This window comes from Myxococcales bacterium, assembly GCA_012517325.1.
In the GTDB taxonomy this organism is placed as follows: Bacteria; Lernaellota; Lernaellaia; order Lernaellales; family Lernaellaceae; genus JAAYVF01.
In genome coordinates this window covers 157006-170126 of the sequence record JAAYVF010000006.1, presented here as the reverse complement: position 1 = coordinate 170126, position 13121 = coordinate 157006, and the positions used below count along the sequence as shown (strand labels likewise).

Here is a 13121-nt window from a genome sequence, read left to right as displayed (position 1 = left end):
TCGCCCGCCCCGCAACCATCGCCGAATTGATCCGGGCCGGATTCGAGGTCGAAATCCTCATCGACGATCTCGATGCCTGGTCCGCCGCCCGCGCGAAAAATTCCACCGCCCAAGGCCCCCGGCCGCAGCCGAAAACGCCGCCGGTGCTGGATCACTTTTTCACCAACGAGGAAATCGGCGCGTTCCTGCAAGGGTACGCCGACACCTACCCGGATTTGATGACCTACGAAACCATCGGCACGACCCTCGGCGGCCGGCCGCTTTACCTGGTCAAGATTTCCGACAACGTCGCCGTCAACGAGGACGAACCGGCGATCTACCTCGAGGGCTCCATTCACGGCGACGAGATCGCCGCGTACACACTGAACCTGCATGCGATCGAGTGGCTGTTGGACAACTACGCCGGCGACCCCGATATCCAGGCCGTGGTCGACTCCCGCGAAATCTTCATCACGCCGCTGACCAATCCCGACGGCAATTATGACGACCCGATCTACGGCCGGACGCGCTACAACAACGACGGCGTGGATCTGAACCGCAACTTCGGCTACATGTGGGATCCGGACGAACTCGATTCCGGCCCGGCTTTGCATTCCGAGCCCGAAAGCCAGGCGCTCTCCGCGATCTGGATCGGCAATCAGCCCTATTCCGCGGCCATTTCCGGCCATTCCGGCACGGTTGTCATAAGCCTGCCGTGGTCGTATCACCTGGATTCGCCGCCCGATTGGGACGAGTTCGACTACCTCGGCGAGCAGTACTGCAACTACTGCCTCGATACCGCGATGGACACCTGGTATCAGGGCAGCATTGGCATGTACCAGATGAGCGGTTCGACGAAGGACGAACTGTACGGCAGCCACGGCGTGGCGGCCTGGAGCATGGAAGTATCGCTGGTCAAGGAATGCACCTGGGACAAGGCCGCGCAGATCATCAGCGACCACGAGCCATCGCTGTTGTGGCTGTTGCAGGAACTCGGCCAGGGCCTGCACGGCACCGTCACCAGCGACGCCGATGGCGGCCCCCTCGCCGCCCTGGTGCAGATCAACGGCCGCTGGTCGACCTTCAGCGATCCGGAAATCGGCGATTTTCACAAATACCTGCGGCCGGGGACTTACAGTCTGACGGTCGCCGCCAACGGGTATCTGCCTTACAGCGACAGCGTGACGATCGCCGCCGGCACGCCGACGAACCTGGCGATTTCCCTGACTCCGGACACGAAGCCCAAGAGCTTCGCCTGGCGCTGGATCTACAGCGAATGCCCGACCGCCATCTACACCCATCAATTGTCCATGGACGCCCTGGGCCGGCCCGACGGCGAGATCTATCCTCTCGGCTTCGGCGGCTGGGTCGTCCTCGACCTGGGGCCCGACGGCATCGACAACGCCGCAGGCGACGATCTGGCCGTTTACGAAAGCTACAGCGACGGCGACGAGGATTTCACGCTCTCCGGCAAGGCCGCCTGGGACGACGACTGGACCGTGATCGGCGACGGCACCGGCACCTCCGCCTTCGACCTGGAATCCGCCGGGTTGAGCAACGTCCGCTACGTGCTGATCGAGGACGGCGGCTCCGGCGACGCGGGCAAGGCCGGCCAGTACGACGGCTTCGACCTGGACGCGGTCGGCACGCCGGCGTTGATGTCCGCCTTCACCGGGACGCCGACCAGCGGCCTCCTGCCGCTGGAAGTGCAATTCACCAGCGCCGCCGCGGGCGAGCCGACCTCCTGGCTCTGGGATTTCGGCGACGGCGAGACTTCCGATCAAACCAATCCGGCTCACACTTACCCTGTGGAAGGCTATTACACGGTCAGCCTGACGGTTTCGGACGGCGTCGACGAGGATACCCTCACCAAAACCGATTACATCAACGCCTACGAAGGAGAGCCCGTCGCCGACTTTTCCGGTACGCCCACCAGCGGCGAAGGGCCGCTCACGGTGCAATTCACCGACCTCTCCTCCGGATCGATCACCGCCTACGAATGGGACTTCGGCGACGGCCAGACCTCGACGGAAAGCGACCCGCAGCACGTCTTCGAGGAAATCGGCAAGTACACCGTGGCCCTGACGGTCACCGGCCCCGGCGGGTCCGATACCGCCTCGAAGTGGCGCTACATCACGGTGGTCTGCCCGGCCCCGACCGCCGACTTCAGCGCGGACGTCACCTCCGGCGAGGCCCCGCTGACGGTCACTTTCACCAACCTGACGGAAAACTCGGGTTGCAACACGACCTATCTCTGGACCTTCGGCGACGGCCAGACCTCCACGATCGCCGACGCCGTGCATACGTATTCGACGGCGGGCGTTTACACGGTATCGTTACAAGCCACTACCGAAGGCGGCTCGGACGTCGAGACCAAAACGGATTACCTCACGGTGACCGCCGCCGGCGATGACGATGACGACAACGACGACAATGACGATAACGACGACAACGACGCGTCCGGGGACGACGATGACGACAGCGAACCGCCCGCTTCATCCGGCGACGCGGACGATGACGACGACGCCGGTTGCGGTTGCTAGCGGCGGCCGGCCGGCGCGGCGATTTCGAGGGCAATGAAGGCGAAGTCGAAAAACTGGCTCGATGAGTTGCGCGACCGGCGGTTGAACGCGCCGGTCAAAGGCGGCTGGAGCAGCTTCCCGTGGGACGATCCCGAGCTGTCGCGGCAGGTCCTGAAGCTGCACCTGGACTCCTCGAACGATCAGGCCAGCCGGCCGTACGATCTGATTGTCGCCGAGTGCGCCTTTCTGGACGGGATCTTCCGCGACGCCCTGGGACGCCCGGCCCGCGTGTGCGATCTGACGTGCGGACCCGGGTTTTACGCCGTGGAACTGACGCGCCTCGGCCATGCGGCGACGGGAGTCGATTTCTCGCCGGCCGCGATCGCCTACGCGCGGGAACAGGCGGCGAGCCTCGGCCTGCCGATCGACTATCGGGAAGCCGACGCGCGCGCCGTCGACTTTCCCGACCGGTCGTTCGAGGCCGTGACGCTGCTTTATGCCCAGGGCAACGCGTTTCGGCCGGACGAATTCCGGCGCGTGCTGGAAAAAATCCGACGCTGGATCGCCGACGACGGGGTGCTGGTGCTCGACCTCATCACTCGCAACGCGCTGCGGGAGGACGTCGGCCGCACCTGGAACATCAAGGAAAGCAGCCCGTTTCACGAAGGGCGGCAGCTTTGGCTCGAGGAGCGCCGCTACCTCGCCGAACAGCGCAAACAAGTGCACCAGGTGTTCATTCTGGATCAGCACGGCAAGCTGGTCCGTGAATTCGCCATCTGCCACGCCGCCTATTCGCCGGCGGAACTCGAATCGCTCTTGCTGGAAACCGGTTGGCGTTTGGAAACCGTGTTCGGCGACCTGACCGGCCGGGAATACCAGGCCGCCGACGCCGAATGGCTGGTCGCCGTCGCCCGCCCCGCGGGCGATCCGGCGCGGCGCTGGCCGCTGACGGATTGAAACATGGATCAATTCAAACTCGTTTCGGAATACCAACCGACCGGCGACCAGCCGCGGGCGTTGGCCGAGCTGGTCGAAGGAGCGGAAAGCGGCCGCCGCTTTCAGGTGCTGCTCGGCGTCACCGGCTCGGGCAAGACCTTCACCATGGCCAACCTGATCGCGCGGCTGAACCGCCCCGCCCTGGTGCTGGCGCACAATAAAACGCTGGCGGCGCAGCTTTTCAACGAGTTCCGTCAATTGTTCCCCGAAAACGCCGTCGAATACTTCGTCTCGTATTACGACTATTACCAACCCGAGGCCTACATCCCGGCCAGCGACACCTTCATCGAGAAGGACAGCTCGATCAACGAACGCATCGACCGCCTGCGCCACAGCGCCACGCGCAGCATCCTGACCCGCCGCGACACGATCATCGTCGCCTCGGTCAGTTGCATCTACGGCCTGGGCCGGCCGGAATTCTACAGTTCGCTCCTGACCACGTTCCGCGCCGGCCAGCAGCTCGACCGACAGGCGTTGCTGCGCATGTTCGTGGACATGCAATACGAGCGCAACGACGTGGATTTCTTCCGCGGCACCTTCCGCGTGCGCGGCGACGTGGTGGAGCTTTTTCCCGCCTACGAGGAAGAGTCCGCGGTGCGGTTCGAGTTTTTCGGCGACGAACTGGAAGCCATCAAGACGATCGACCCACTGCGCGGCAAGACCCTGCGCGAACTGGACCAGATCGCCGTGTTTCCCAACAGCCACTACGTCACGCCGCCCGACCAGCTCGAACGCGCCCTGGCCAGCATCCGCGCCGAAATGGAGGTCCGTTGCGCCGAACTGCACCGCAACGACAAATACCTCGAAGAGCAGCGGATTCGCGAACGGACCCTGTTCGACCTGGAGATGCTGCGTGAACTGGGCTATTGCAACGGTATCGAAAATTACAGCCGCCACCTCGACGGCCGCCCCGCCGGCGAAGCGCCGGCCGTGCTGCTCGACTATTTCCCCAAGGACTTTCTGCTGTTCATCGACGAATCGCACCAGACGCTGCCGCAACTGCACGCGATGTACAACGGCGACCGCAGCCGCAAAACGACGCTGGTCGAGTACGGGTTCCGGTTGCCCTCGGCGCTGGACAACCGGCCGCTCAAGTTCGATGAGTTCGTCCAGCGCATCGGCCAGACGATTTTCATCTCGGCCACGCCCGGCCGCTGGGAACTCGAACAGGCGGGCGGCGTGGTGGCCGAGCAGATCATCCGCCCCACCGGCCTGATCGACCCGGAGGTGGAGGTCCGCCCCGCCGCCGACCAGGTCGACGACCTGCTGGCCGAAATCAAGCACCGTCTCGAGCGGCAGGAACGCGTGCTGGTGACCACGCTCACCAAGCGCATGGCCGAGGACCTGACCGACTACTACCGCGACCTGGGCGTGCCGGTGCGCTACCTGCACAGCGAGGTCGATACGATCGAGCGCATGGTCATTCTGCGCGAATTGCGCCAGGGCGTGTTTTCGGTGCTGATCGGCATCAACCTGCTGCGCGAGGGCCTCGATTTGCCCGAAGTCAGCCTGGTGGCGGTGCTCGACGCCGACAAGGAAGGTTTTCTCCGCTCGGAAACAAGCCTGATCCAGACCATGGGCCGCGCCGCGCGCCACATCCACGGCAAGGCGATCCTCTACGCCGACCGGCTGACCGACAGCATGAAGCGCGCCATCGACGAAACCAACCGCCGGCGCGAGGTGCAAAAGACCTACAACCAGGAACACGGCATCACGCCCGCCTCGATCAGCAAGAACATCAACGACGTTCTGGCCAGCATTTTCGAGGCGGATTACCTGACCGTGCCGGTCGATGAACCCGCGGAGGCGGCCGAAATCGATCTGCGGCAACTGCCCGTCTTGATCGAAAGCCTCAAAAAGGAAATGTTCGAGGCGGCGCACCAACTCGATTTCGAACAGGCCGCCAAACTGCGCGACCGGATCAACGAACTCGAGGAATACCACCTCGGCACCCGCCGCACGACCCCGGCGCTGAAGCAGAACGTCGGCCGCAAACCGCGCGCCGTCAAAATGCGCCGCCGCTGACCGCCGCCGCTTTGCACGGCCGGGAACAACGGCTAAAATAACGCCGAATCGCTTCCGGGAGGGCTTGTCATGCCGATCGAATCCTATCGCGAGGTGGAGCCGGCGCCCGTCACCATGGCCGGCGCCAAGGACGTGACGATGCGCGTCGTGATCGGGCCGAAACAGGGCGCGCCGAACTTCGTCATGCGCGTGTTTGAAATGCAGCCGGGCGGCCATTCGCCCCGGCACCGGCACGATTACGAGCACGAAATCTTCGTGCATCGGGGAACGGGCGAGATTTTCTGCGACGGTAAAACCTATCCGGTCGCACCGGGTCATTACGCCTTCATCGCCCCGAACCTCGAGCATCAGGTGCTCAACACCGGACAAGAACCCCTGCTGTTCGTGTGCCTGATCCCCAACATCGAATGAACGGCGACGAATTCATCCGCGAAAAACTGGATCTGGTGCCGCTCGATCCCGGGGTCTATCTCTGGAAAGACGAGTCCGGGAAGATCATCTACGTCGGCAAGGCCAAAGTGCTGCGCCACCGCGTCCGCCAATATTTTCAGCGCCCCGAGGAAAAGGATAGCAAGACCCGCCTGCTGGTCGCGCACATCGCCGACCTGGACTGGATCGTCACCCATTCCGAAAAAGAAGCCCTGATCCTCGAATCGACGCTGATCAAGAAACACACGCCGCGCTACAACGTGCGCCTGCGCGACGACAAACGCTTCATCAGCCTGCAACTGGACCTCGGCCATCCCTTTCCGCGCCTGAACGTCGTGCGCAAGGTCAAACGCGACGGCAACATATACTACGGGCCGTTTTCCGACGCCCGCGCCGTGCGCGAGACCCTGCGATTCATCAACGCCGTTTTTCTGCTGCGCAAATGCAGCGACCGCAACTTTTCCGGCCGCCAGCGCCCCTGCCTGCAATACCAGATCGGCCGTTGCCGCGCGCCGTGCGTCGGTTACATCGACCAGACGCAGTACCGCGGTTTCATCGAAGAGGTGAAGCTGTTTTTCGCCGGCCGCATGAGCGAACTGTTGCCGGCGTTGACCGCCGAAATGCAGGAGGCGGCGGCGGCGCTGGAATTCGAGGCGGCGGCCCGGCTGCGCGACCGGATCGCGGCGATCGAAAAAACCCTCGAAAAACAACGGATGGTGGCGCACGGCAAGGGCGACCGCGACGTCTTCGGCCTGTACCGCGAGGGCGCGGCGGTGGTCGTCTGCCAACTGTTCGTGCGCGGCGGCTCGCTGACCGGCCAACGAATCTACCCGTTCCGCAACATCGAGGACGACGACGACGCGATTTTGCGGCAGCTTATCGGCGTTTATTACAGCGGCGACAATTTTCTGCCCGAGCAGATCCTCCTGCCCCCGGACGCCGAGGAAAGCGTCACGGTGCTGGCCGATTGGCTGGGCGAGGTCGCCGGTCGCAAAGTGGAGCTGCGCACGGCCCAGCGCGGCGAAGGCAAGGAACTGGTCGCGCTGGCGGCGACCAACGCCCGACGGCATTTCGAGGCGCAACGCGGCGCGCTCGTCACGTCGGCCGACGTGCTCGGCGAAACCCAGGAAAAGCTGCAACTACCGCGCCTGCCGGATGTCATCGAATGCTTCGACGTTTCGAACCTCCAAGGAAAACAGGCGGTGGCGTCACAGGTCCGCTTCGTCCAGGGCGAGCCGGATCGCCGCGGCTATCGGCGCTACCGCATCCGCACCAAGGACTCGCCCGACGATTACACCATGATGCGCGAGGCGTTGACGCGCCGCCTGACGCGCGGTCGCGACGCCGGCGACCTGCCGGATCTGCTGCTGATCGACGGCGGCAAGGGTCATCTCGCGGTGGCCGTCGCCGTGTTGGCGGAACTGGGGCTCGTCGACCAGCCAGTGGCGGCGATCACGAAAATCAAGGATCTGGAACCGGACGACCCCGGTCCGGAGGACAAGATCTATCTGCCCGGCCGCAAAAACGCCCTGACTTTCAAGGCCGGCAGCAACGTCCTGCACCTGCTGCAGCGCATCCGCGACGAGGCCCATCGTTTCGCCATCGAGTACCATCGCCTCTTGCGGTCCAAGGCGCTCACTGCCAGCGAACTGGATGAAATCCCCGGTCTCGGACCGGAGAAGAAGAAGGACCTGCTGCGGGCCTTCGGCAGCGTGGCACGCATTCGCGAAGCCGACCGCGAAGCGCTGCGACAAGCGCCGGGCATCGGTCCGAAACTGGCTTCCACCATTTACGAGCACCTGCATCCGGATGATTAGACGACCGCTCGTCGCCGGGGCGATGGCGCTCGCCGCCGGCCTCCTCGTCGGACGATGGCTCGACCCGCCCGTGACTCCGGCGCTGTTGCTCCTCGCCCTGGCCGCTTTCGGCATACCCGCCGCCCAACTCCGGCAAAAGCTTTTTTGGCGCAATGTCGCCCTCACCCTGGGCCTGTTCGCCGCGGGGCTGTTGCGCATTCACGCGATCGTGGCTCCGGCACCGCCCGCGAATCATGTCTCGCATTGGGTTCATGGCGGCCGGATGGAAATGGAGGGGATCGTCGAGGAATCGCCCACCCGCTATCGCGATGGCGGCGGAGCCCTGATCGTGCGCCTGACGAAAATCGCCCCCCAGAAGGATCGGTGGACGCGCGCCACCGGAAAAATGAAGGTGTTGGTCGGCCGCAATCTGCCCCCGGTCGCGAAAAACGACCCCGTTCGCTTCGCAACCGAGATCGAGTACATCGCCTCGCCGCGCACCCCCGGCGTCGACGATCGCGACTGGACAGCCGCGGGGGAGCGGCTTTACGTCCACGGGCGCGTTTTCGACGGCGACCGCCTGGACAAAATCAACCCGAGCGATCGCCGATCATTTGATTTCCTCGAGGCGATCCGCACGCGCATTCGCCAACGGGCCGACACCGAACCGGACAACCGGGGCTGGCTGGCGGAAGCGATGGTCCTGGGCGAACAATCGCTGATCGACCCGAACATCCAGGCCGCCTACTCGCTGCTCGGCGTAGGGCACCTGCTGGTCATCTCGGGCACGCACATCACGGCCATCGCGGGAATGCTGTTCACGTTATTCTGGTATCTCTTCAGCCGCTTTCCCGCCTTCGGCCTGCGGTTCAACGTGCCGCGACTGGCGGCGCTGATCGCGTCCCCGGCGGTGGTGGGCTACACGATCGTCGCCGGCGGCGCGACCACCATTTGGCGGGCGAGCGTCATGTTTCTGATCCTGCTGTTTTCCATTTTTCTCGGAAGGCGGCGCGATCCCCTCAACTCCCTAGCTGCCGCATTCATTTTGACGTTGCTCTGTTTTCCCGAAGCGCTGTGGCAGGTCGGCTTTCAGCTCAGTTTCGCCTCGATCTGGGGGATGATTCACTGGCGCCGGCTTCCCATGCTGATCCTCAAACAACGGGCGGACCTGGACCGGTTGACGGCCACGCCGTGGGTCGACCGGCTGCGCACCGGTCTGGTGACCAGCTTTTTTCTGTCCGCCGCCGCGTATCTCGCCACGGTGCCGATCTGCTTGTGGCACTTCGGCGAAATCTCGCCGGTCGCCTTGGTGGCCAACCTGGCGGCGATTCCCATCTACGGCCTGTTCGTCGTGCCGCTGTGCCTGCTGGGCGCCCTGTTCGTTTTCATTCATCCGGCCGTCGCGCATTGGCTCTGGACGGCGGCCTGGTACGCGGCCGATCAGGTTTACGGCATGGGCTTGCTGTTCGAACGCCTCGGCTGCCGTATGTGGTTTCTCGGCCGGCCGACCTGGTTGGAAATGGCCGCCTTTTTCCTGTTGATTTTCACCGTGCCGCTACTCGGCGACCGGCGGGCGAGAGCGGCGGCGCTGGTCGCGCTCGGCTTGTTGATCGCGATTCCGCCGTTGCAGAGCCGGTACCGCGAGCAGCGCCAGGAATTGACGTTTACGATGTTGGACGTCGGCCAGGGTATGTCGATTCTGGTTCGCGGTCCCGAGGGAAAAACCATTCTGGTGGACGGCGGCGTCGAACCGCGCGGTCAGACGGTGCGGTCGTTTCTGTCGGCCAACCGGTTGCGCCGGATCGACCTGCTGATCTTCACCCACCCACATCCGGATCATTTTCGGGGCCTACTGCCGTTATTGGAGAAAATCCCCATCGGTGAAATCTGGGTTCTGCCCTTGGACCGGGCTTATCGCGACACGGGGCCCTATTTATTGGCCATCGATCAAGCGCGCGCCAGGGGCCTCCCGGTCGTCGAGCGCCAGGCCGATCCCACGCCCGTCGCGCTCGGTCCGCTGACTCTGGAAATCCTGAACCCGCCGCCGGACGCGCCACCAAATTGGGACCTGAACGATCGTTCCCTGGCCTTTCGCGTCCGCTGGCGTGATCGTTCCGCGTTGATCCTCGCCGACATGGCGCGGGAGGCCGAAACCGCGCTCCTGGCCACCGGGCGCGACCTCCGGGCCGAGGTCGTCCAGGTGCCGCACCACGGCTCGCTGACCAGCCTTGTTCCCGAACTGATCGAACGCCTCGGAGCCGGCGACGCGTTGCTGCCGGTCGGGTTTCAGAATCCCTACAAACTTCCCAACCCGGAGGTGGTCGCGCAGTGGACGGCCGCCGGCGTCCGGCTCTGGCGCACTGACCGCGACGGCGCAATCGCCTGTCGAACCACGGGCGGGCCCTGGCTCTGTTCCGGCATCGCGCCGCCGCCGAGCAACCCGTTATTGGCCGGAAAGTAGAATCGTCGCCGGCCGTCATTTCCCTTCTTGACTCGCCCCCGCAAGCGATTATTGTCTATCCAACCGATGCACCGGGTGATGAGGATATTTTCATGCGCAAAACGATTCTGCTTTCGCTGATTATTCTGAACGCTTTGATCCTGCCCCAATCCGGCCGGGCGCAAGAGGCGAAGAACAACGACCAGCCGCCGACGGCCGCGATCGTCAAGCTCAGCATGGAAAAGGCGATTGAGTTGGCCCTCGCCCACAACGAGCAGATGCGCATCGCCGACCAGGCCATCGACGAGGCGGAAGGCTCTTACACCTATTACGCCGCCGACGCCTTCCCGCAAATCAGCGGCAACGCAAGCTACACCCGCTATCTGGAACGGCCGTACACGATGGTGGACATGACCTTCCTCAACCCGATCCTCGCGCAATTCAACGCGCCGCCGCTTTCGCCGACGAAATCCTATTTCTACAACAGTCACGAATGGGATTTCCGGCTGGTCGCCGAGCAAAACCTGTTCACCTTCGGCAAGGTGACCAACGCGATCCGCCTGGGTGGCGTCTACACCGACCTGGCCAAACAGCAAAAACAGATCACCCAGCAGGATCTGGTCGCGCAGACGAAAGAATCCTACCTCGGCGTCCTGTTCGCGCGGGAAGCGGTCAAGGTCGCCGAATCGAATCTGCAACTGACCCAGGAAACCTATGACGTCACCGCCGCGAAAACCCAGCAAGGCGTATTGAGCAAATTCGATCTGCTCCTCGTGGAATCCGAATTGGCGGCGGCCAAACCGGAATTATTGCGGGCGCAAAGCCAATATCAGACCGCCCTGCAGGCGCTGCTCTTCACAATCGGCGAACCGCTGGATCGCGAGGTGGAAATCACCGGCGAATTGAGTTACCGGACGCTGGACGCGACGAAGGGCGCCCTGCTCAACGAAGCCAAGATTCAGCGGGCGGAACTGCGCGCCCTGCAACTGCAAGAGGAAATGTACGACTACTCCTACAAGATCTCCCGCGCGATGTACTTTCCCACGCTGAAGGCCAACGGCACCTACGCCTATTCGGGGGGCACCGACAAGCAGATTTATCCGGAAAACCCCGACGACCAGATGCTGCCGACGCTCTCCTTCGGCGTCTCGCTGCACGTGCCGCTGTTCGATGGCCTGCGCTCCTACGGGCAGATGAAGCAAATGGCCGCCAAGCGCGGCACCGCCAAATTGCAGTACCAGCAGACCGCGCGCGCGATCGATTTGGAAATTTCCCGCCTGTTCGACGAAACCAAGGTCCAGGAAGGCATCGTGGACGCCAGTCGCAAATCGCTCGAAGTGGCCGAACAGGCCTACAAACTGTCGGCGATCCGCTTCGACAACGGCCTGGGCACCCGATTGGAAATGACCGACGCCCGCAACCGCGTCACCCTGGCCCGGTTGGGCCTGGCGCAAAGCCTTTACAACCTGAACCTCTCGCACGCCCGGTTGGAGCGGGCCGTCGGCAAATAAACGGCCCTTCGTCCTACCGCCACAGGCCTCTTTCGCCTATACCCGCGGGGCGATTTCTGTTATCTTTACGACAATGCATTTCAATCGCATGGGGAGAGCATCGATGAAACTGCTCTTGGTCAGCGCGGCGCAATTGCAGGACGATGGAACGCCGCTCCGCCGAAAAAAAGCGTTTTTGATCCCCCTGTCCGTCTACCTGCTCGCCGGCATGACGCCGCGCGACTGGCAGATCGAAATCGCCAACGAGTACACCGACGAAATCGACTATCAAGGAGATTACGATTTGGTCGGCATCACGCTGACGACGCTGCATTCGCAACGCGGATACGAAATCGCCCGGCGTTTCCGCGAAAACGGCAAGAAGGTCGTGCTGGGCGGCTTTCACCCCACGCTGTTCACCGAGGAAACCCGCCGCCACGCCGATTCCGTGGTGGTCGGCGAGGCCGAACTGGTTTGGGAACGCCTGCTGGACGACGCCCGCCACGGCCGCTTGCAGCCGGTCTATCAGGCCGACCGCCTGTGCGACATGAAAAACCAGCCGGTGCCGCGCTACGATCTGATCGATCAGAAAAAATACCTCAACAACGTCTTTCCGGCCGAGAGCACGCGCGGTTGTCCTTACAATTGCGACTACTGCTCGGTCACCACGTTTTACGGCCACAAGTACCGCTTCCGACCGGTCGATGAGGTCGCGCGCGACATCCGGGCGTCCGGCAGCCGGTTCATCGGCTTCGTCGACGACAACATCGCCGGTAAGCTGGAATACTCCGCGGAGCTGTACTCCGCCCTGATCCCGTTGAAAATCTTCTGGATGAGCCAAGTGTCGATCCGCCTGGCCGACGACGAGCGGGTGCTGGCTCTTGCGGCGCGCAGCGGCTATCGCTATGCCGTGATCGGCATCGAGACGCTGGACAAGCAAAACCTGGAAGCGGTCGGCAAGAAGAATGTCAATCAGGTGGACGAGTACGTCGCCAAGACGAAGCTCTTCAAAAAATACGGCATCACGGTCTGCACGAACCTGATGTTCGGCTTCGACAACGACACGCCGGAGACCTTTACGCGGACCTTCGATTTCGTGCGGCGCAATTGCTTCATGGTCAACCCGTACATTCTCACGCCGTATCCCGGCACGCGGCTGTACGACCGCATGGAAAAGGACGGCCGCCTGCTCCACAAGGATTATTGGCGCTACACGTCCTACCAGACCGTCTTTCGGCCGAAGGGCTTCACACCCCCGGAACTCGACCGCCAGTTCATGGATTTCTACCGGAAGTGCTACGACCTGCCGTTCATCGCCCGGCGCTTCTATCACGGCTTGTCAATCAAACGTCCGTGGGGTTCGTTCATGACCCAAGTGGCGGTGGCGATCAACAGCCTGGCCGTGCGCTACAACCTGCAGCGCGGGATTCTGCCCTATTTTTAA

8 protein-coding genes are annotated in these 13121 nt (G+C 63.2%); all 8 read left to right on the top strand.

Going from position 1 to position 13121, the window contains the following annotated elements:
• A partial coding sequence (locus GX444_01110; protein NLH47181.1) for a PKD domain-containing protein occupies window positions 1–2522 on the top strand: 2522 nt, incomplete at its 5' end.
• Between the two features lie 33 nt (window positions 2523–2555).
• Window positions 2556–3458 carry a methyltransferase domain-containing protein gene (locus tag GX444_01105; GenBank protein NLH47180.1) on the top strand — a complete coding sequence of 301 codons (903 nt, stop codon included), beginning with the start codon at window positions 2556–2558 and terminating at the stop codon, window positions 3456–3458.
• Between the two features lie 3 nt (window positions 3459–3461).
• Window positions 3462–5522, top strand: coding sequence for an excinuclease ABC subunit UvrB (gene uvrB, locus GX444_01100; protein ID NLH47179.1), 2061 nt, complete (start codon window positions 3462–3464; stop codon window positions 5520–5522).
• A gap of 69 nt (window positions 5523–5591) precedes the next feature.
• Window positions 5592–5933: a cupin domain-containing protein gene (locus GX444_01095; protein NLH47178.1), complete on the top strand. Its 342-nt coding sequence runs from the start codon at window positions 5592–5594 to the stop codon at window positions 5931–5933.
• Window positions 5930–7768 carry an excinuclease ABC subunit UvrC gene (gene uvrC, locus GX444_01090; protein ID NLH47177.1) on the top strand — a complete coding sequence of 613 codons (1839 nt, stop codon included), beginning with the start codon at window positions 5930–5932 and terminating at the stop codon, window positions 7766–7768. The genes GX444_01095 and uvrC overlap by 4 nt, the downstream gene beginning before the upstream one ends.
• Complete coding sequence (locus tag GX444_01085) at window positions 7761–10208, top strand: DNA internalization-related competence protein ComEC/Rec2 (protein ID NLH47176.1); 2448 nt, start codon at window positions 7761–7763, stop codon at window positions 10206–10208. Before uvrC ends, GX444_01085 begins: the two co-directional genes overlap by 8 nt.
• 92 nt (window positions 10209–10300) lie before the next feature.
• Window positions 10301–11698 (top strand): TolC family protein, encoded by a 1398-nt coding sequence (locus tag GX444_01080; protein ID NLH47175.1) that lies wholly within the window; start codon window positions 10301–10303, stop codon window positions 11696–11698.
• 103 nt (window positions 11699–11801) lie between these two features.
• Window positions 11802–13121 carry a B12-binding domain-containing radical SAM protein gene (locus GX444_01075; protein ID NLH47174.1) on the top strand — a complete coding sequence of 440 codons (1320 nt, stop codon included), beginning with the start codon at window positions 11802–11804 and terminating at the stop codon, window positions 13119–13121.

Excerpts from the sequence above, each read along its gene's own strand:
- uvrB (NLH47179.1), top strand. The coding sequence starts at position 3,462 with ATGGATCAATTCAAACTCGTTTCGGAATACCAACCGACCGGCGACCAG.
- GX444_01105 (NLH47180.1), top strand. The coding sequence starts at position 2,556 with ATGAAGGCGAAGTCGAAAAACTGGCTCGATGAGTTGCGCGACCGGCGG.
- GX444_01085 (NLH47176.1), top strand. The coding sequence starts at position 7,761 with ATGATTAGACGACCGCTCGTCGCCGGGGCGATGGCGCTCGCCGCCGGC.
- uvrC (NLH47177.1), top strand. The coding sequence starts at position 5,930 with ATGAACGGCGACGAATTCATCCGCGAAAAACTGGATCTGGTGCCGCTC.
- GX444_01095 (NLH47178.1), top strand. The coding sequence starts at position 5,592 with ATGCCGATCGAATCCTATCGCGAGGTGGAGCCGGCGCCCGTCACCATG.
- GX444_01080 (NLH47175.1), top strand. The coding sequence starts at position 10,301 with ATGCGCAAAACGATTCTGCTTTCGCTGATTATTCTGAACGCTTTGATC.
- GX444_01075 (NLH47174.1), top strand. The coding sequence starts at position 11,802 with ATGAAACTGCTCTTGGTCAGCGCGGCGCAATTGCAGGACGATGGAACG.